Origin of the sequence: Nostoc sp., assembly GCF_036917135.1 — a bacterium.
In the GTDB taxonomy this organism is placed as follows: Bacteria; Cyanobacteriota; Cyanobacteriia; order Cyanobacteriales; family Nostocaceae; genus Nostoc.
On record NZ_JBALEA010000041.1, the window covers coordinates 1 to 19,507 of the forward strand.

Sequence of the window (19,507 nt, forward strand, 5' to 3'; positions counted from 1 at the left end):
TTGGCGACTATTATTCGTGAACAATCTGACCTCAATTCCTTTGGTTACTCATGGATGCTTGAATCACCTTCTCCCCCGAATTATTGAGGGGATACATTTAAAGTATTTTGAGCAAAGTTCTCTTTTAATGTTCAGTGAGCGAAAGTCCCCTTAAACCGCAAGTAAATAGGTTACTAGCGGCTTTCCCAAGCCAAGATTATGAGCGTCTTGTTCCGCATCTGAAGTTAGTTTCCCTTCCCACCCGGCAAGTTATTTACGAACCAGGAGAACCGATCACACACGTCTATTTTCCCCAAAACGCAGTGGTTTCTATAGTAACTATTATGGAAGATGGTTCGACGGTGGAAGTTGGGATAGTGAGCAATGAAGGCATGGTGGGTATCCCAGTAATTTTAGGAGGGAACACAACAACCACAAAAGCGTTTGTGCAAGTTGCGGGCACTGCTATGCAGATGGATGCAGATATACTTAGAACAGAGTTCAATCGCGGCGGAGCTATTAAAAAGCTGCTGCTGCGCTATGTACGAGCTATATATACCGAGCTGACACAAGGATGTGCCTGTAACCGTCTCCATACACTGGAAGAACGGCTGGCTCGTTGGCTTCTTACAGTATCTGACCGTTTAGAATCAGAAGATTTTCCGCTCACGCAAGAATTTATCGCCCAGATGCTGGGTGTACGTCGTTCCGGTGTGACAGTAGCGGCTAGCACCCTGAGCCGAGCCGGAATGATTCGCTATCAGCGTGGTCAAATTAGCATTCTGAACCGAGAGGATTTGGAAGTAACTTCCTGCGAGTGTTATCAGGTTATACAAAAGGAATTTGCTCGATTGCTGGGGAATCAGCCAAGGCGCGATAGCCAATGAATCATTTGAAGTTACTATGTCCGAAACCGGACAGACGCTTGCTAATTATTCTTTTAAAATTTAGTAAAGTATATATCAAATCGCCTTGAAAAATAAGTGTCGTTTGATGTAATGGCTACTGCACTAGTTTGAGCATATACGGCGGTGAGAATAATGTTTAATCAATCGATTTCTTCTAGAGCTTTGCGATTGCTCGTTGTTGATGACGACCCTGATACGAGAACATTACTTACCTTCCTATTTGAATTAGACGGAGCAGAGATTATTACAGCAGCTTCAGCAGAGGAGGCTTTAAAAATAATGTCATTTTTTAAACCAGACATCCTAATTAGTGATATTTACTTGCCACATGAAGATGGCTACTCACTCCTCTTAAAGGTCAAAAATCTAGAAGCAAAGCGAGGCAGAAAAATTCCAGCTATTGCTGTTACCGCATCTGATTTAGACGAAGACCATAAACGTGCATTATTAGTAGGCTATGATGTATGCCGATGCAAGCCGATAGATTTAGACGAGTTAAGTTTTCTGGTTTCTAGGTTAGCTAGACTCGAACAATATGCTTGACATATTTGGATGCAACAAGGCAAAAGCCAGTAAACTTTAAGCTTTAACTAAATTTTATTGAAAGCGACGGGAAACTCTATCCCCAGGTGTCTGTAGAGGGATAGTCGCCCCATCGCTTGGGGCATAGGGACAGGGCATTGGTAGCTTCTTCCCCATGCCCCATGCCCAAAAACTCCACCCACAAGGGCATGGAGTTTTTCATTTTTTCTTAATTTCGCTACCAATAAAAACTTTTTTCCAGCCCAGTGATATAAAATATACTAAGAATAAATACAGAGAAAATCCCAGTATTTCTCTGCTAGTACTCATTTTTTGATATATAAGGAGCGGATTATGGAATATCTTGCTTATTCCCACATGTTTATTGCTCAAGAAGAGGCTTCTGGAAAGACTAAATATAATCTCCCTAAACCTCAATTCAATTGGAAAAAACTGCTTAAATCTTCGGCTTGGTTAGCTTTAGCTGGCGTTGGTGTATTACTTGTTGCTGCTAGCCAAATTCAAATTAGTTCAGCTGCATATATAAAAACTAATGGCAGTTGTTTACGTATCCGCACAGGCCCAAGCACCAACTACCCTTCTGTGGACTGTGTACAAAATGGTGCAACACTTCCAGCGATTGAAAAGTATGAAAACGGTTTTGCTCGGCTTTCTCAGGGTAGATACGCTTTTGCCCGATGGATTGGTGATAAACCTAACAATCCTCCTGTGACTAAACCTGGAGGTGTTGGCGGTTCGGTGATTCTTACCCCTGGTTCTAAAGGTCAGCTTGTGAAAGATGTTCAAACAGCTTTAGGTAATCTCACAGTTGATGGAATTTACGGTCAAGAAACTGTTAGCCGAGTCCGAAGTTTTCAGGAAAGTAAAGGTCTACTTGTAGATGGCGTTATTGGCCCCGAAACTCGATCGGCTCTGGGTATTTAGCCAGAAACCACCCTTTGAAAATCTCCTAGTTCAGTTAATTTTCAGGGTTTGTAGTAAGGACTAAAGTCCTTACTACGAACTTGCTTAACCATCAATGTAATTTTTGACAATCTGCAAAATTCGCTCTGCTGCATGACCATCCCCAAAGGGATTAATTGCATTTGCCATTGCTTCATAAGCATTTGAGTCACGGAGTAACTCACTAGCGGCTGCAAAAATATTCTCACTTGTAGTTCCTACAAGTTTTGCTGTACCGGCTGCAACAGCCTCTGGTCTTTCGGTGGTATCTCTCAAAACCAATACTGGTTTTCCCAAACTGGGGGCTTCTTCTTGCAAGCCACCAGAGTCAGTGAGCAAAAGATGCGATCGCCCAATAGCCCCCACCAATTCGCCATAATCTAGAGGTTCTGTCAAGAAAATTCGGGGATGATTCCCTAAAAGCTCTTGCAACGGGACTCGTACTGTCGGATTGCGGTGTAATGGTAAGAGCATTGCTGTATCAGGAAACTTGTCTAAAATTTGTAAAAAGCCCTGAGCGATCGCTAAGAGAGGTTCTCCCCAATTCTCCCGCCGATGAACTGTTGCTAACAAAACCCGATATGAATCCCAATCTAAACCTGGTACATTACAAACTACTTGAGTTGCAGCAACACTTAACAGCGCATCAATTACCGTGTTACCCGTCATGTGAATTTCACCCAAAACACCAGAACGATGCAAGTTTTCCACAGCCCAAGGAGTCGGCGCAAAGTGCAACTGAGTAATTTGAGAAATCAACCGCCGATTACCTTCCTCTGGGTAAGGATTGAATATATCATCAGTTCTTAATCCTGCTTCTACATGACCAACAGGAATTTTTTGATAAAAAGCTGCCAAAGCTGCGGCAAAAGCAGTGGTAGTGTCTCCCTGCACCATCACCAAATCTGGCTTTTCCACCTGGAATAATGCTTCTAACCCTTGTAAACTGCGGCAGGTAATATCATTGAGAGATTGCTGAACCTGCATAATTTCCAAGTTATAATCTGCCTTGATGTTGAACAGCTGCATAACTTGCTCAACCATCTCCCGATGCTGTCCAGTGAGAATTACTTGCAACTGAAAACCTGAAGACTTCTGGAAAACCTGAATCACTGGAGCTAGTTTAATCGCTTCCGGGCGAGTACCTAAGATAATGCAAACGCGTTTTTGATTAGTCATTAGTCAATGGTCAATAGTTGGCGGTCAATCATCACACAAACCATAAATATAAATCGACAAATCACACAAAATATAAAAAAACCCGGCTTAACCGGGCAAATGCACTGTTTCTCGAATTCAACTGTAATAACTACATCTTGATCTCACAAGTTCAAATATAAAAGAGCATGAAAAAACCCGGCTTAACCGGGCAGACGCACTGTTTGTCTAATTCACCTGTAACGATTACTTAATCTCACAAGTTAAAGGACAAGCAGCATAAACAGTAGTCTGCATTTTGTCTGCCTCTCCATGCAACCAGCTTAACCATTTAACTTCACTAGGATGAACTCCTTTAAGAGTTAGCACACCCGCAGCTAATACAACTGCCATGACATTAAACATTATTAAACCGCCTGCTACAAGCAAAACAGCACTAACAGGCATCACAGATTGCAATACAATCGACAACAGACATCCGACTGTAGCCATCAAGACAACTAGTGGAAAACCCACAACCAACAAGCATACTGCTAATGTAAAAGTCCATATTAAAAAGCTTTTAATCATCAACAAGGAGTAGGTCTTTCCTAGATTAGAGCTTTGAGCAGAAACCATGACTTTTCCTCCTAAAATACAGGACATATTTTAACTTCAGTCATATCTCGCTTTTTGCGAGTAAACTGAATTGTTTCATTGAAATCCAGTATATAAAAACTAATCGGAAAAATGAGCATTAGTTTACTAAAGTTTACAGTTAATCTTTTGTAATTATGGATATAAAGTCAAGTTTATATCTATTAAAAAAACTTGTTTTCTGCATCTATCTTCAGATATATAACCTAAGTTTATGAGCTTTTAACCTTGATCCCCAGCATATTGCTACTATTCAACTTAACATTTCTTATAAAAACTAGTAGTGGTTCTCATAATTCCTAATATGGTCTGAATAAATGAACTGCTAGTATTTGTGCTGTTAATTGCTGGCAATTCATATCCATGACTCGGATAAATTTCTCATCTAAGAACTTAGAATATTTACTTTTTGAAATTAAGTAATATAAAGTACTGATCAAACCCTGTGTAATTACTGAGGCAGCTTGAGTCCTTGCGTGTGTTAAACCAGGTTATGTAAGTTAAATAATTTCTCTAAATCTTCTGATTAGTAGAATCTCAAGAAAAAAAGATCCCAATTGAGGTGGATGAAATAGGTTGATCGTGGTTCTAGAGTTTCAATCGCTTAGTATCACCGCTAAAGCTCGCAGGCAAGCATTCTCCAAAAGTCATCGAAACAAGTGACTTGAGTTCTCGTTAATTCAACTTTTTAACTGCCAAATGTGAAGATATATGACAGAATCACAGTCTCCATTAAATTCTAACTCTGCTGCCGGACGTAACCTGCCACCAATGCCACCAATGCCGCCACCACCACCACCGTCAACTGCTAGTACGCAGAGGCAGATGACACAAACATTGGATATGTCAATAGATAGAAGCAGCAAAACACCTGTTGCAGGTCATCGTCCAGCTAGTCCACCACCAATACCTAGTTCAGTTCCCCCTAAAAACAGCAGTGCGGGGCCGACTTTAGAGAAGTTAATCAGGCTAGCTTACGATCAGGGATATTCTGACTTGCACTTGGGAGTAGGTGAAGTACCCCGCTTCCGCAGCCGAGGAGAAATTCAATCAACCGATTATCCAGAAACAGATAAAGAAGGTTTCATGAGTTGGTTGCGGGAGGTGATGAGTGAGACTGAAATTCAGCGCTTTGAAGAACACTTAGAATTTGACGGAGCAACTCAATATGACTTTGCTCGTGTGCGGATTAATGTTTTTGGCACTCTTAGAGGACCTGCAATGGTCTTGCGGTTGATTCCACTGAAAATCTTAACTATGGAACAGTTGAATTTACCGCCAATTTTTCGGGATATTTGTCATCACCACAAAGGTTTAATTTTGGTGACTGGGCCGACTGGTTCTGGTAAGTCCACCACAATGGCAGCGATGGTTGACTATATCAATAAGGAAATGGCCAAGCATATTATCACCATTGAAGACCCGATAGAATTTATCCATCAAAGCCGCAAGTCTTTAGTCAAACAGAGGGAAGTGGGAATGCATACCCGGAAATTTGACAACGCCTTAAAAGCAGCTTTGCGGGAAGATCCAGATTTGATTCTGGTGGGGGAAATGCGAGATAAGGAAACAGTTAACACCGCGCTAAAAGCCGCTCAAACTGGTCACTTAGTCATGGGAACCCTACACACTAATAGCGCTGTCAAAACCATTGAGCGGATTCTCAATCTATATTCTGGTGACGAACAAGATGCAATGCGGGTGGCAATTTCTGAATCTTTAGTGTCAGTAATTGCCCAAGGTTTGTGTCGCACAACTGATGGTAAGCGGGCTGCTTTCCACGATGTGCTGATTAATACTGAGGCGATTAAAGAATGGATCAAAGACGGTAAGTATGATGAAATTGGCGAGTTGATGAAACAAGCTAGCTTTGACGGCATGATTACGATGAATCAGTCGTTGCTCAATCTCTATCAAGAGGGGCGCATCACTGAAGAAACTGCTTTGGAAATGTCGCCAACTCCTAACGAAATGGCGCAGTTTCTCCGAGGTCGAGTTTAAGTCTAGCTATCTGCTAACAGTAAAAGCACCCCACCCCTCCCCACTTTCTCTCAAACCTAACCCCCAACCCCTCCCCTACAAGGGAAGGGGAGCAAGAATCAAAGCCTCTCGGACTGTGGGCGAGAGGAATGGAAGCCAATACAATTCGGTTAAGAATATTTGTAGGTTGGGTTGAAGGTCGTGAAACCCAACAAACCCTGCAACCTGTTGGGTTTCGTTCCTCAACTCAACCTACACATTTTTATTTTTTGAGCTTAACCGAACCGTATTGGAGTGAAAGGAGGGTTCTAAGGATAAGTTGCACATCGCGTTATCTCTAATTAGTTTGGTTAAGTACTCAAACTCTCACGAGTCGTTGTGCGGGTGTAGGCATTCCAAACGTCAAGTTCTGAATGTGGACGGCTCGATAGCATAGCTTTAGTTGTTTCTGTGAGTCCTTGGGCAAGAGTAAAATCTGCCCCAGCGATACTTTGAAGATGCTCCATCTCTGCATCACTGAGATCAGCTGCTCGCAGGTCTGTATCCCGCAAATCGGCTCCTGTCAATCGAGCATTCCGTAAGCAAGCCCCTGTTAAATAAGCTTTTGTTAGGTCCGCGCCGCTCAATGCCGCACCTTGCAAATTGGCTCCTGTCAAGTCAGCGCCACTCAGGTAGGCTCCACGCAGATTAGCGCCTTGTAAATCTGCGTTTCGTAAAGAAGCTGTATTGAGAAAAGCACCGTTGAGATTAGCACCCGGACCTACTGCTCCAGAAGCTTTGTAGTTATATTCTTGGGGCCATTTCGTTTGTGAATCATAACGCGCTACTTGCAGTTTGGCTCCCTCCAAGTTTGCGCCACTGAGATTTGCTTGTTGGAGATCAGCACGGTTTAAATAGGCTCCCTGCAAATCAGCCCCACTCAAATCGGCTCCTCGCAGATTAGCGCCTCGCAAATCAGCCCCACTCAAATCGGCATTACTCAAGACCATCTCGCCTAAATCGGCTCCCAATAGCTTGGCTTTACTCAAGTTAGCTTGTCGTAAATCAACTTCCCTCAGATTGAATTGGTACAAATCTACCCAATCCAGAGGGATTCCTTTTTTGAGGGCTGTTAAGATTTCTGGAGTTGGACTGGGGCGATGGCTAGTAATAAGTTGAATTTCAGTATTTGTCATCAGCTGATTAAAATATAACTTTTGGAGTTATTCTACACTTTAGCTAAATCGGGACTTCATCTGATTGATCAGTATTTAATAACGCCAAAAATTTGATAAAACGAGGTTTCAAAACAGATGTATCTAATACCACCCTTGACAATGATCGACTTCTTCCGTAAAAGTGAGGGCAAATGGTTTACAGAACGTTCTGTTCATCATTTTGACTCGGCGGCGGATGAGTCGGGGGAGTCGAATTTGATCATTAAAGTTATGGAAAAGGATGATCCAAAAGTCCAAGAAGTTTGTACAGCCCAAGGGATAGACCCGACTAAAGCCACTGGCGGTGCTAGCTTTTCATGGCAGGCTAACCTAGATACCAGGCTACCGAATACCGATAATGCTGCCATTTTGGTTGATGTTCCCGATGAAACGAGGCGTTCTGGAAAACTGATCCGCAACCAAGGCTATGTTGAGAGCATTCCGGTTGTGAGTCGGTATCGGTTTGCTGATGATGGTGTGCTGACGATTGATACTGATTATGACAATAATCAAGGTCAGGAACGTTGTTGGTTTGTTACGGATGATTTTCGCGTTCGGGTCAGTACGGTACGAATGATGAACGGTGTCAATTTGATGACTTATTGTTCTGAGCGTCGCTGTGTTTCTCAAGAGATGCTGGAGCAAATGATCGCTCGGAATCATGCTAGGGGTTAGTGGGGAGTGGGGAGACAAGAGAAGTACTTTACCCGAATGGCACGCTTGATAAGGGCAAATCCATTATCTATAAGGCTTTTGGGTGTGGGGTGTAGTGAAGAAAAAGTTGATTAATGTCAGTACTTGTTTCTACTTTGATGCTACCCTACTGGTTTTCTACCGAAACGCATTGCTGGCAGTTCCGGGTGATTAGTGTTGGTGGTGCAGTGTTTGGTGAGCGCAAGATTTATTATTCAGCGCAAGCGGCAGAGATAGCAGGGCGGGAGTGGATTCGTGAGGGGAGTTGAGATGAAGGGGTGCGATCGCCAAATGTAGTTTCTTTCTCAGTCAACATTTCGCTTAAACTACATTTGGCTGAAGTGATCTTGCAGCAGTTTGTGGATGAAGCGGTAACGACCACCAACACGCCGAAGGAATAGGCGATCTGTGCAGTAGTCGAGGAAACGGGCGTAGTTCCAGGGAATGTAGTCGTTGTAGTAGAGAATGAGGCGTAGGGCGAAGTGTTTAATAATGGGTGTTCCACTTCTAGGTATACTCACCAATGATGCCAAGTAATCCACAGCCTACAACGATTTGACACCTGGACAATCAAAATATCAGTACTGATAAAAAAGGCACAAAAGACCCGAAGTATAGGATTTACAACGCTTTGGGGAGTTTTGGTTTGGGATGGACAATTTTTTCTTTCTTTATGCATCGGTTAAAAAAATTGTCAACCCAAGAATAACGGAAAAATTAGTTGCTAGTTACTCTGATGGGCGATCGCAATGAGTGTGTTAAGCAATAAAATACCCTCCAAGAAGGAAATTAGGAGGGCTATATGCCAATACAGTTCAGTTAAGCAATTTTTCCTCATCCTTCTTCTCTCTCCGTGTCCTCTGCGGTTAAATAGCTTACGAAATGCTCTTGGTCTGTAAACTTTTTTGATGGTTGCGATCGCCCCTTCTCCCCAAAGTGCGATCGCTCCACAGTAAGGGCATCTAAATTTTGTGCCTGAAAGCACAGAATATTGTTAAGTAGGATCTATGACAGGTTAAAGTAATTGCAGTCAGCGACTTTACCCAATGCCCAATCCCCAATCCCCATTAAGGAATGTTGCTTTGTTTCTCATAAATGAGACGTGCATGATTGTCATCACTTATTTTCATGCAAGGGTTCACAAATCACGCTCTATGTATAAGCCTTTCCTGGAATTTTTAGAAAAAGAGCTATTTCATCGGTTTGATTTACAAAGTAGGGCTATTGCTCCTGGTTTGGAATTCAAAGTTAGCGATCGCGGCAGAAACCCCGCAACTATTCGCAGTTGGTGTTACCAATCTCAAGAGTTGCGGAAAATTCGCTATACCTACATTGATGCCGGGGAAAGTGCCCAAATTTTTAACAGCGTGGTTTATCCCAGTCATCACTACGATCTACCTCTGTTAGGGATTGATTTTTTATCCTTTGGTAAGGTCAAAAACCTAATTGTACTTGATTTTCAGCCTTTGTTTCAGGATGAAGATTATCAGAACAAATATATAGTGCCGCTAAAATCTCTCCATCAGAAATACCCGGATTTGGCGCAAAACTTAGAAATGAAGTTTTACGATGCCAATCAGTATTTTTCTAAGTACCTATTATTTGCCAAAACAGACCCAGAAACAGTGTCAACTCGAGTTTTTGAAGCTTTTCAGGATTATTTAAACTTGTATTGGCAAATGTTAGCAGATGCCCAACCGCTCCAAGATCCTGAAGATATCCAACGGATTGTCAAAGCCCAAAAAGACTATGACCAATATAGTGCAGACCGCGATCCCGCATCTGGTTTGTTTAGCAGTTACTTTGGTCATGAATGGGCAGAGCGCTTTCTCCATGAATTCTTATTTGAAGATTCAGTTCCCTTAGCAGTTAGTGCCGGCAAAAGATGACTGGCATTGGGAATTGGGCATGGGGCATTGGGGATTATTAATTTTGAATTGGAGCAAAGCGACGTGACACTCTATCAGCCATTTCTCGATTATGCGATCGCTTATATGCGATCGCGCTTGGATTTACAACCCTATGTAATCCCCACTGGGTTTGAGTCTAAAAGTGCGGTTGTGGGCAAGGGAAAGAACCAAGAAGAGGTTGTCACCACCAGTTATGCTTTTCAAACTGCAAAATTGCGGCAAATTCGTGCAGCTCACGTACAGGGTGGCAATTCGCTGCAAGTGCTGAATTTTGTGATTTTCCCCCGCCTCAACTACGATTTACCCTTTTTTGGGGCGGATCTGGTGACATTACCAGGAGGACATCTAATTGCTTTGGATATGCAGCCTCTATTTCGGGATGATCCAGCATATCTGGCAAAATATACTGAACCAATTCTGCCCATTTTCCACGCCCATCAACAACATCTGTCTTGGGGAGGAGATTTCCCAGAAGAAGCACAGCCCTTTTTCTCTCCGGCTTTTCTGTGGACTCGTCCCCAAGAAACGGCTGTAGTAGAAACTCAGGTGTTTGCCGCTTTCAAAGACTATTTGAAAGCTTATCTGGATTTTGTGGAGCAAGCAGAAGTTGTAACAGATTCCCAAAAATTAGTAGCCATTGAGCAAGCCCAACTGCGATACCTCCGATATCGGGCGGAAAAAGACCCAGCACGAGGGATGTTTAAACGCTTCTATGGGGCCGAATGGACTGAAGAATATATCCACGGCTTTTTATTTGACTTAGAAAGAAAATTAACAGCCATCTAGAGGCTCTTCTGAGGCTAATTATCATATTTTATTGCCTGCGATCGCCATCTGATCACATAAAGGAGCGATCGCCAAGTAAAAATCTTAGTCCTATATTCGCCCTAGCAACCTCAAAATAGCTGAAATCAGCAGTAAAAATCTGCTCAAGTACTTCGGGTTGACTAAAGTACACAAGATGATTATCCCCTCCACTACTCCTGATGGTGAAAGTGTCACCATCAATTTTCGCAAAATCATCGACATATTTCACAGGCTGACCAATAAACTTGAGCATCCGCAACCAGCGCAGCATTTGAGACCCATCAGACAGATTGTAAGTTGCTATCATAAAATTTTGTAGAGTTGATTGCTTCTGAATTTTATTGTTACGAGTTTTCATGTTATTTAGGGTTACAGAAAGCGGTATATTCATGAATGGGGGAGTAAGAAGCAGGTAGTAGGGAGTGCAAAAAAAATAATAAGTAATGACTAACTCAGTACTCAAAACTCTTCCAAGTCAGCCCATATCAAAAAATCCCACAACCAAACATGAAAAAGATTTCTTACCCTACTCCCCACTCCTTACTCCCTAATCCTTGCTAAAGCAGTGCCAAAAATCATCGCTATTCTCAACGGTAAAGGAGGAGTCGGTAAAACGACTACCGCAGTCAATCTGGCTGCAAACTTTGCGAAGAAAAAAAAGGTGCTACTAATTGATGCAGATATTCAAGGTTCTGCCAGTTGGTGGTTTGGGCGCAATCAGCAGGGAATGGGATTTGATTTATCTCAAGAAACCGATCCCACACTTTTAGGTGATTTAGGTAAGATAACAGGTTACGATTTAGTAGTGGTGGATACACCTCCCGCCCTGCGCTCTGAAGCATTAGTGGCGGTAGTTGCGATCGCAGATTATCTAGTTTTGCCTACACCCCCAGCCGCAATGGATTTAGCAATCCTCGTCGAAACAGTCAGGGAAGCCGTCATCCCTTCGGGAACTCCCCATCGGGTACTGTTTACCAAAGTTGATACGCGGAGTATGGGAGAAGCACAAGAAGCAAAAAGTACTCTGACTCGATTAGGTATTCCCACTTGCAATACCTTTATTCGTGCCTATAAAGCTCATGAACGAGCGGCACTTGAGGGTGTGGCGATCACTCAATGGCGAGGAAGTAATGCACGGGAGGCGGAATTAGACTACCGCCGTGCATCTGATGAATTACAGCGTGATTGGAGAAAATAATAATGGCTAGGAAACAAAGTCTCTCTGACTTACTACAAGAAGAGGCACAAAAATTTACACCACCAGAAGGAGAATCTGCGATTGAAGTTACAGCCGAAAAAGTTGTAGAAGAACAGGCTTCATCAGATGAGGAATCTTCGACACAGATACCTGATCCAACTTCTGCTAGGCGTACAAGTCACACTAAGGCTGATTTAGAAACAACCGTCAAAGAGTTGACAATTAATCTAGAAGCAAGCCACAAAAAATCAGCATCTCTTGGACAAGAAGTTGCTGATTTGCAATCCAAACTATCTAAACAAAAAACATTTGCATCGGAACAAAAATCATTACTAGAAGAGCTGACAAAAGAACTTGACGAAACTAAAAAGACAGCACTACAACTTGCAGAAGCAAACTCTCAGCTTATAGAAGAGATTAATGCTTTAAAACAAACAGCAGAAGATAAATCTAAACTTGCTGTAGCTGTAAAAGAAAGTAGTGCGATCAAACCAGTTAAAGAACACTACAATCCACTTAATTACAAAAAATCACATCGGTCATCAGAAACACTAGCTCAAAATCAACCTCAAAATCAACCAAATGAGTATCCTGATAGTTCTAACGAGATGTGGTTACTTGACTAGAGTCAGTTAATTAGTCAGATAATCTATGGCACTACTTAATTAATCCTTCCTTCCCACAGTGCCATTTCTGACTTAGAATATCTTCCTTTGAATGCCTTAACTATTAGATTAATAGCAGTAGTGAAGACTTAGGTTGTATCTACGTTCGTAGTGAGTGATTCATCGCTGAAAACAGAGATTATTAGGACTAAAGTCCTTACTACAAGCTTTAATTTCTTTCGCCTAGCTAATAGACATCTCCAGAAATTAAATATGCGTTACCCAGAACCCTTGTAGAGACGTAGCAGTGCTACGTCTCTACAATTCTTTTTCGGAGATGTCTAATTAATGTGGTTCACCACAAAAGTTTAAAATATGCTGTGCGGTGATTTGAGGTTGTTCCAAGTGAGGGAGATGACCACAATCTTGAATCCAGACCAGAATACTATGTGAAATTGCCTTTTGAAACTTTTTGGCATCCTCAGTACCTAAAATCTTATCGGAATCGCCCCACAAAATTAGCGTTTGTTGGACAATTTCTGATATAGCTTCTAATTTAAAAGCACTATAACCACCACTTTTAGTGAAAGCAATCAAAGCTTGATTCCAACTCGGCATTTGTAGGTGTAATGCGCCACAACTCAGCGCATCGATAGAGGCAAGAGTTTGATTTTTGTATCCAATGCGGGAAACGCGATCGCGCACTTTAAGATTACTCAAAAATTGAGTTGCTAAATAATCCAACGGGGGAAACATGAATTTGCTTAACGGCGAACCACCCGCCAACCCCGCACTGTCAATTAACACCAGCTTTTTTACCACTTCCGGGTAAGTCAGCGTCAAATCAATTGCCGTCGCACCCCCCATCGAAGCGCCCACTAAAATTACAGGTTGGTTAATCAGACTTTTCCAGAAATAATAAAGATGGGTTTTAATTGCAGTTGGGCTATAGGCAATTCCTGATAGTCTATCTGTAAACCCAAAACCCAACAAATCCACTGCCCACGTTTCATTATCTCCAGAAAGCAGTGGCAAAAGCCGCCGAAATTCTAATACAGAACTGTCAAAGCCATGAATTAATAAAATCGGAGTTCTACCACACCCTTGCTTGACATAAGTTGTGATAACTGGTTGATTAGTTAAAGGAGTAGCGATCGCAGTTCTTTGAATACTCTGGGCTAAGGCGATGGAAGTAGGTTCTGTCAGTCGCCTAACTGCTGTAGGAAGAAAATTCGGAAACATAAATTCCAGTTTATCATATTAGCTTACTTTCACATATCGCTGATTTTGTTAAACAACAAAATTAGAGAAACTAATCTGCTGAAGGATTATTTTTAATATATAAAACATAACCCAGCCGCGATCAAAAAATTTTAACTCCCAACTCCTAACTCCTAACTCCACACTCCCCCAGAATTTCTACATCAAAGAAAGTTTTCCCAAAATGTCAAAATTTGGACTAAAGCCACGTACAATTAATATCGCTTATCCTTTAATCCAGGAGCTAATGCCATGCCAATGGCCGTTGGCGTAATTGAAACTTTAGGTTTTCCTAGTGTGTTAGCAGCAGCAGATGCAATGGTCAAAGCTGCTGGAGTCACAATTGTCTATTATGGTCAAGCGGAAAGCGCTCGCTTGTTAGTCGCTGTTCGGGGACACGTTGCTGAGGTAAAAAGAGCAGTTGAAGCCGGAATCGCGGCTGGAGAAGAAGTCAAGGTTGGTACAGTAATCACCTACTACATCGTTCCTAATCCCCCGGAAAATGTGGAAACCATATTACCAATCCATTTCACTGAAGAATCAGAACCTTTCCGCATTTTCTAAGAAATTTTGCTATCAAAAACTGTAGCGAAGCTTCGTAAAATTCACTTGTAGCCCCCATATCGTTTATTCATACAGGAGATTAATAATGTCATTACAGGCAGTTGGAGCACTTGAAACGAAAGGTTTTCCGGCGGTGCTAGCAGCAGCAGATGCTATGCTAAAAGCTGGTAGAGTCACCCTTGTTGGTTATATCAGAGTAGGTAGCGCTCGCTTTACAGTTAATATTCGTGGCGATGTTTCGGAAGTAAAAGCTGCTATGGCTGCTGGTATTGAAGCCGCAGAGAATGTTTATGGCGGTACCCTTGAATCTTGGGTGATTATTGCTCGTCCCCATGAAAACGTTGAAGCTGTTCTGCCAATTGGTTACACAGAACAAGTCCAACAGTATCGAGAATCTGTAGAAAATCCCATTGTTAGATCATCGAATAGTAGATAGAGTCAACCCCCTGTGGGGGAATTCAAAATTTCAAACGAAGAATCTCCATAAATGAATTTAAAGAGAGGTCTTTTGTAAGGTTTCTGCTCATTAAAGCTTTTGAGGGTTTCATTCTTTCTGTATCCTAGATTTTGCGTAAGTTAAATTTTGAAGCAGAGGTAAAATAATAGTCAGAGTCAATAGTCAAAATCAATATTGACTGTTGACTATTCATTCTTAGGAATGTAAAAGTTTTAAAAATTAAGTTGTCAATCCTAGAGGGGTAATTGTAGGTGAAGCTAGTTTAAAAAGGATAAATTTGCCTATCAATTCCTACTCTCTAGAAGAGGGTAGGCGTAGCCCGTCGTAGACATCGCCTGATGGCATAGTGAGGCTGATTCCAAGCTCTACCGATACTATTTATCCAGGAATTTAATTAAACATCTTTTTAAACACTAATTCACGTATATATACTTAATAAAGTCAAAATATATGACGAAATTTAACTCAAGACGATTCACTTAAGGCTTGATCCTTCCTAACCCTCCTTTTTAAGGAGGGAATTAAGCCCATTTTTAAGAAGGGTTGGGGGGATCTTCGGGAGCAAAATCTCATTAATACTAAGCGTATTGAGATTTAACTAAGTATTCTCCTACATAAGGAATTTTAGAAGGTTGAAACTTATACTGGTGAAATAACGTCTGATATAGAGTTAAATTAAATTCGTTCCTAGTATCTGTTACAAAATGTCAGATTTCCCTGATGTATCTCGTGCAAAGGTGTATCCTCTCCACTCTAGGCAGATTTCTGTTCTCAGTTAAAAAACATAACTTTACAAAAAGTTTAAATTAACAGAATTGACCCAAACTCTTGCTATGCATAGTTTTCGGGTGTTTTGAAATCGCCAGCAAAACATCAATGTAGAAATTTCTGCATAATTCTAGGGAATTAAGACGTAATAAAAGTGGAATCACTGAGTTATTTTCATGAAATTCATGAAATCTGAGGCAGCTGCCAGTTAAAAAATTAGGTGGGACGAATGGAGGTTGTGATGCAAACTTCAAAATTGAGTTTCGAGGAATGCAATCTCACTATGACAAGAGATGTAGAAAAACTGGCTCTAGATTGGCAAAAGCGCTTGGCTGTGGAATGTCCAGACCAAAATGAAGCTGCTAAACAAAGTATTATTCTCTGGTTATTGGGATCTGACTCAAAACGGTTTGATCTGTTTAACCCTAAGGAACTCAACATCGCCAAGCAAGCGATGGAATATCGTTGGAGGATTTTACGTCAACGCTACTTGGGGCTGGGGCGAGAACGTGCTTATCGCAACTTGATAACGCGACTGGGAAGTTTAGCAACATTACGGAATCAGATTCAAACTTGGGTTTCCCTGAGCCGCGATCGCCAGCGCAGTGTGATGGATGTGTTGCAAGAAGTACTCCAAGAATTACTGCAAAGTGATAACTACATACAACAGCAAATGGCTGATATTGCCAAATATACAACCGATCGACGATTGAGGGATGCTCTGCTATTTGCCAGTCTAGAAGAATATTGTCTGCGGCCAGTACGCAATCAACCCCTATTAGCTTACCGATTTGTAAATTACTTACGTCGCACTCAGCGCGGCGGCTTAACCCAAGTTCCAGGCCGTGACTTGATTAGACTAGTGTCAGAAGAAGTTCTAACAGACGACACTGACAATCGAGTTAACTTAGTCGATAGTCAGGCGATCGCAGAATATCAAGAAGCACAACAACTAGAGGAACAACAGGTGCTGCGCCAGTCAGTACAAAAAGAATTTGAAAATTATTTACAAGAAAATGTGGGAACAGACGCAGTGGAATGGCTACGACTGTATCTCCAAGGTAAGTCCCAGGAAGATATTGCCCACAGATTAAATAAGCAGGCTAGGGAAGTATATCGTCTGCGAGAAAAAATTAGTTACCACGCCGTGCGTGTTTTTGCCCTCAAAGGTAAACCAGAACTTGTAGACAGTTGGCTCTCAATTTCCTTGCAAGAACATAACTTGGGATTAACACAAAACCAATGGCAGCAACTTGATGAAAAATTGGCTCCCCTGGGGCGGCAGATCCTAGATTTGCGGAGAGCGGGTAACTCAATAGAAGCAATAGCCGAACACTTAAAACTCAAAACCCATCAAGTGCTAGGCGAATGGACAAAAATCTATCTTGCCGCCCAAGCTTTAAGAACTCAGGATTAGGCTGGAGTTGGGAGTAGGGAACAGGAGGAGATGAGGGAGATTATAGAAATAATCAATGCCCAATACAACTCTTGGAGAGGCTGCGCCAACGGCTTCTCTACGAGACGCTGTTCGCGTTCGCTCAGTACAAGTGCCCAATGCCTAATGCCCAATTTATAATCTATAACCTGAAATTCATCTTCTACTTACGTCTACTTAGGTAGATATATTTGAAATATTAACAATCAAACAAAGTATCTTTATTAACTACCTACTAAATTAGAGGCAAAATATAGGTAAACACCAACGAATCAAATCTATGTTGTCTTCAGAGGGTGAACCAAATGATACCGCAGCGAATAGACAGCAAGTGCTCACTGCCACTCAAATTAAGTGGGAGGAACGAGGCGAAGGCGAGCAAATATTCCAACTGATTGATAGTCTTTTGTCCTTTGAAGCTTGCCTCTACCACCAAATTTTGCCCTTTAGATTACAAGACAAAAACCTCTTGCTAGGTATGGTTCATCCACAAGAGAGCGAGGCATTAGATTATGTTGGTCACGTTTTGTCTTATATCAATTGCACAATGGCGATTGAGGCGATCGCAGCTGACGCCCACCGCAGAATACTGTCAGCCTACCTCAACCATAAAAATACATCCCAGCTAGATACCAAACAAGTGTATCAGCCAACAAATAGCCCAACTACTATTGCTGATACATTTGTTCCCTTCCTAGATCCCGACTCGGAATCAAATCAGCAACCAATATTGATAGTGTTTCAGACACAAAAGCGTCAACATTCTGGGCAGAGGGTAGACTTGCCTCCTATCCCAGAGCTAGACCGATCATCTCCAACTACGACGTTCTTGACCCCTATTTCTAGAAGTCAACAGGGCGAGAATTCCAAAGCCCCAGCACCAAACAATTTACCTACTTTGGCTACGCAAGTTCCCGAACTATTTAGTCCGATTGAGATGCTGCCAACACTACCACCCAAGAAATTACTAGGAGAATTACTAGGGCGAATCCTGGCTGGGGGAATTGGTCGGCTGTACTTAGAAAGACAAGCTTACCAAGGCAGGATACTCTGGAGTGACAACGGAATCTTACAGTCTGTATTAGACAAACTGCCGCTCTCTGTTTTCCAAGGAGTACTGAATGAGTTAAAGCGGTTTGCTTCGGTGCCTGTCACCACAGTTGCAGAACCAAAACAGGTAGAGAAAGAATATGTGTATCAAAAAAACCGCTTATTATTACGCTTGCGAGTCATGCCGGGAACCTACGGCGAAGAAGCAACACTGCAAGTTTTGCGGGGAGCAGCATTAAAGTTCTATCAACAACAACAGTTGACACGTCTGGGGCGCGATGCTTTAGGAATTTCTCAGCAACTAAGCTTAAAATTACATGAACTACAAGAACGGCTTTCACTAAATCCCAGCCTTGACTCTCAGCAATTAGAAGCTTTGGTTGCCCTGAATCAACTAGTAAAAAATTTAGACCAACAGATCAAAATACTAGCACTGAATAGGAATCCACCAACAAACAACAAATCATCCATCTGTCAGTAAAAACGCTGATTTCGATCGCATACATAATTGTTATGTTGTAATGGAACCCTAGACCGATCAAGCTTAGAGGTTCATCTCAAATAAATACAAATTTTGCGATCGTATTCTGAGTAAGATTACGGTTTAAATAAACTTATAGTAGCAAAGTTAGTTTCCCGCTCTTGAATCCATTTTTTGCAAATATTTCATGCTAACTGAGGTTTTTAGTGAGCTTTTTCCCTTAATGAGTACAGCCAATCCACAAACTTTGGAATGGCTACTCAACGTTGCAATTGAACATGAATACCCATCTGGGCGAGCTGTTGTGATGGAAGATGCCTGGGGTAACGCAGTTTACTTCGTGGTTTCTGGTTGGGTCAAAGTCCGGCGTACCGTCGGGGAAGATTCAGTGGCTCTGGCAATTTTTGGCCGTGGCGATTTTTTTGGAGAAATGGCAATTTTGGATGAATCTCCACGTTCAACCGATGTCATTGCCCTTTCACCTGTAAAGTTGCTTAGTATTTCCAGAGAGCGTTTTATTCAAATATTGTTTAAAGACCCGCAGTTACATCACCGGATGTTGCAACTGATGGTGCGGCGATTGCGGCAAATTAACCAGCGCTTACAAATGCGGTCTTCACCACCGGCAGTCAAACTCGCCCATACCCTAGTGACTTTAGGCGAAAACTATGGTCAAGAATCGAACCTAGGAAGAGAAATTTTTAACATCCCCTTCAAAGATTTAGCCGAGGTGACAGAAATCGGCGTTGAAGAAACCACCAAAATCATAGAAAAGCTCCATGAAAAAGGGTGGATCAAAATTGACACTGCCAACAACATCATTTATCTTGTGAACTTAAAACAGTTGATGAACTTGGCTGGCAAAGTGTGATTGCTTTATTTGATACAAATTTACTTACTGATACCAATTTTCAGGAGTTGAAACTGGCTTTCATAA

The 19,507-nt window shown here is 41.9% G+C and carries 22 protein-coding genes; 15 read left to right on the forward strand and 7 right to left on the reverse strand.

What is annotated here, in order from left to right; all coding sequences use genetic code 11:
• Nucleotides 1-134 precede the first annotated feature (134 nt).
• The 3 genes from V7K50_RS12170 (at nt 135) to V7K50_RS12180 (ending at nt 2,354) form a co-directional block, all read left to right on the forward strand.
• Nucleotides 135-866 carry a Crp/Fnr family transcriptional regulator gene (locus V7K50_RS12170; protein ID WP_334960311.1) on the forward strand — a complete coding sequence of 244 codons (732 nt, stop codon included), beginning with the start codon at nt 135-137 and terminating at the stop codon, nt 864-866.
• Between the two features lie 153 nt (nt 867-1,019).
• On the forward strand, nt 1,020-1,430 hold the full coding sequence (locus V7K50_RS12175; RefSeq protein WP_334960313.1) for a response regulator: 411 nt from the start codon (nt 1,020-1,022) through the stop codon (nt 1,428-1,430).
• A gap of 333 nt (nt 1,431-1,763) precedes the next feature.
• Nucleotides 1,764-2,354 (forward strand): peptidoglycan-binding protein, encoded by a 591-nt coding sequence (locus V7K50_RS12180; RefSeq protein ID WP_334960315.1) that lies wholly within the window; start codon nt 1,764-1,766, stop codon nt 2,352-2,354.
• Between the two features lie 84 nt (nt 2,355-2,438).
• On the opposite strand, the gene wecB is transcribed toward V7K50_RS12180, so the two are convergent.
• Both wecB and V7K50_RS12190 read right to left on the reverse strand, forming a co-directional pair.
• Nucleotides 2,439-3,551, reverse strand: coding sequence for a non-hydrolyzing UDP-N-acetylglucosamine 2-epimerase (gene wecB, locus V7K50_RS12185; RefSeq protein ID WP_334960317.1), 1,113 nt, complete (start codon nt 3,549-3,551; stop codon nt 2,439-2,441).
• 225 nt (nt 3,552-3,776) lie between these two features.
• The gene (locus tag V7K50_RS12190; RefSeq protein WP_334803304.1) at nt 3,777-4,148 is read right to left on the reverse strand and encodes a hypothetical protein; all 372 of its coding nucleotides are present in this window, start codon (nt 4,146-4,148) and stop codon (nt 3,777-3,779) included.
• A gap of 729 nt (nt 4,149-4,877) precedes the next feature.
• Between V7K50_RS12190 and V7K50_RS12195 the strand changes: the two genes are divergently transcribed.
• Nucleotides 4,878-6,167, forward strand: coding sequence for a type IV pilus twitching motility protein PilT (locus V7K50_RS12195; protein ID WP_334960319.1), 1,290 nt, complete (start codon nt 4,878-4,880; stop codon nt 6,165-6,167).
• Between the two features lie 329 nt (nt 6,168-6,496).
• Here the strand turns inward: V7K50_RS12195 and V7K50_RS12200 are convergent, their stop codons facing one another.
• Complete coding sequence (locus tag V7K50_RS12200) at nt 6,497-7,321, reverse strand: pentapeptide repeat-containing protein (RefSeq protein ID WP_334960321.1); 825 nt, start codon at nt 7,319-7,321, stop codon at nt 6,497-6,499.
• A 117-nt stretch (nt 7,322-7,438) separates the two neighbouring features.
• Between V7K50_RS12200 and V7K50_RS12205 the strand changes: the two genes are divergently transcribed.
• A complete protein-coding gene (locus V7K50_RS12205; RefSeq protein WP_334960323.1) occupies nt 7,439-8,017 on the forward strand; it encodes a phycobiliprotein lyase in 579 nt (192 codons plus the stop codon).
• 113 nt (nt 8,018-8,130) lie between these two features.
• Complete coding sequence (locus V7K50_RS12210; protein WP_334960324.1) at nt 8,131-8,304, forward strand: hypothetical protein; 174 nt, start codon at nt 8,131-8,133, stop codon at nt 8,302-8,304.
• A gap of 57 nt (nt 8,305-8,361) precedes the next feature.
• Here the strand turns inward: V7K50_RS12210 and V7K50_RS12215 are convergent, their stop codons facing one another.
• Together V7K50_RS12215 and V7K50_RS12220 are read right to left on the reverse strand one after the other, a co-directional pair.
• The gene (locus tag V7K50_RS12215; RefSeq protein WP_334960326.1) at nt 8,362-8,556 is read right to left on the reverse strand and encodes a hypothetical protein; all 195 of its coding nucleotides are present in this window, start codon (nt 8,554-8,556) and stop codon (nt 8,362-8,364) included.
• Between the two features lie 203 nt (nt 8,557-8,759).
• Entirely contained in the window at nt 8,760-9,020 is a 261-nt protein-coding gene (locus V7K50_RS12220) for a hypothetical protein (protein ID WP_334960328.1), read from the reverse strand.
• 169 nt (nt 9,021-9,189) lie between these two features.
• Here V7K50_RS12220 and V7K50_RS12225 point away from each other — a divergent pair, with 169 nt between their 5' ends.
• Together V7K50_RS12225 and V7K50_RS12230 are read left to right on the forward strand one after the other, a co-directional pair.
• Nucleotides 9,190-9,924 carry a 15,16-dihydrobiliverdin:ferredoxin oxidoreductase gene (locus tag V7K50_RS12225; RefSeq protein ID WP_334960330.1) on the forward strand — a complete coding sequence of 245 codons (735 nt, stop codon included), beginning with the start codon at nt 9,190-9,192 and terminating at the stop codon, nt 9,922-9,924.
• Nucleotides 9,925-9,987: 63 nt separating this feature from the next.
• Complete coding sequence (locus V7K50_RS12230) at nt 9,988-10,731, forward strand: phycoerythrobilin:ferredoxin oxidoreductase (RefSeq protein WP_334960332.1); 744 nt, start codon at nt 9,988-9,990, stop codon at nt 10,729-10,731.
• 52 nt (nt 10,732-10,783) lie between these two features.
• Here V7K50_RS12230 and V7K50_RS12235 read toward each other — a convergent pair whose 3' ends face one another.
• Entirely contained in the window at nt 10,784-11,059 is a 276-nt protein-coding gene (locus tag V7K50_RS12235; RefSeq protein WP_334960334.1) for a hypothetical protein, read from the reverse strand.
• Between the two features lie 258 nt (nt 11,060-11,317).
• On the opposite strand from V7K50_RS12235, the gene V7K50_RS12240 reads away from it, so the two are divergent.
• Together V7K50_RS12240 and V7K50_RS12245 are read left to right on the forward strand one after the other, a co-directional pair.
• Nucleotides 11,318-11,950 carry a ParA family protein gene (locus V7K50_RS12240; RefSeq protein WP_334803316.1) on the forward strand — a complete coding sequence of 211 codons (633 nt, stop codon included), beginning with the start codon at nt 11,318-11,320 and terminating at the stop codon, nt 11,948-11,950.
• A 2-nt stretch (nt 11,951-11,952) separates the two neighbouring features.
• Nucleotides 11,953-12,576 carry a hypothetical protein gene (locus tag V7K50_RS12245; RefSeq protein ID WP_334960336.1) on the forward strand — a complete coding sequence of 208 codons (624 nt, stop codon included), beginning with the start codon at nt 11,953-11,955 and terminating at the stop codon, nt 12,574-12,576.
• A 324-nt stretch (nt 12,577-12,900) separates the two neighbouring features.
• On the opposite strand, the gene V7K50_RS12250 is transcribed toward V7K50_RS12245, so the two are convergent.
• Complete coding sequence (locus tag V7K50_RS12250) at nt 12,901-13,797, reverse strand: alpha/beta fold hydrolase (protein ID WP_334960338.1); 897 nt, start codon at nt 13,795-13,797, stop codon at nt 12,901-12,903.
• Nucleotides 13,798-14,067: 270 nt separating this feature from the next.
• Here V7K50_RS12250 and V7K50_RS12255 point away from each other — a divergent pair, with 270 nt between their 5' ends.
• The 5 genes from V7K50_RS12255 to V7K50_RS12275 all read left to right on the forward strand — a co-directional run bounded on the left by V7K50_RS12255 (nt 14,068) and on the right by V7K50_RS12275 (nt 19,441).
• The gene (locus tag V7K50_RS12255; protein WP_292801208.1) at nt 14,068-14,379 is read left to right on the forward strand and encodes a BMC domain-containing protein; all 312 of its coding nucleotides are present in this window, start codon (nt 14,068-14,070) and stop codon (nt 14,377-14,379) included.
• An 85-nt stretch (nt 14,380-14,464) separates the two neighbouring features.
• On the forward strand, nt 14,465-14,815 hold the full coding sequence (locus tag V7K50_RS12260; RefSeq protein ID WP_334947382.1) for a carbon dioxide-concentrating mechanism protein CcmK: 351 nt from the start codon (nt 14,465-14,467) through the stop codon (nt 14,813-14,815).
• A 1,018-nt stretch (nt 14,816-15,833) separates the two neighbouring features.
• Nucleotides 15,834-17,021, forward strand: coding sequence for a HetZ-related protein 2 (locus V7K50_RS12265; protein ID WP_334960340.1), 1,188 nt, complete (start codon nt 15,834-15,836; stop codon nt 17,019-17,021).
• Nucleotides 17,022-17,319: 298 nt separating this feature from the next.
• A complete protein-coding gene (locus tag V7K50_RS12270; RefSeq protein WP_334960341.1) occupies nt 17,320-18,570 on the forward strand; it encodes a pilus assembly protein PilB in 1,251 nt (416 codons plus the stop codon).
• A gap of 187 nt (nt 18,571-18,757) precedes the next feature.
• Nucleotides 18,758-19,441, forward strand: a complete 684-nt coding sequence (locus V7K50_RS12275) for a Crp/Fnr family transcriptional regulator (protein WP_334803323.1) — start codon at nt 18,758-18,760, stop codon at nt 19,439-19,441.
• Nucleotides 19,442-19,507: the final 66 nt, after the last annotated feature.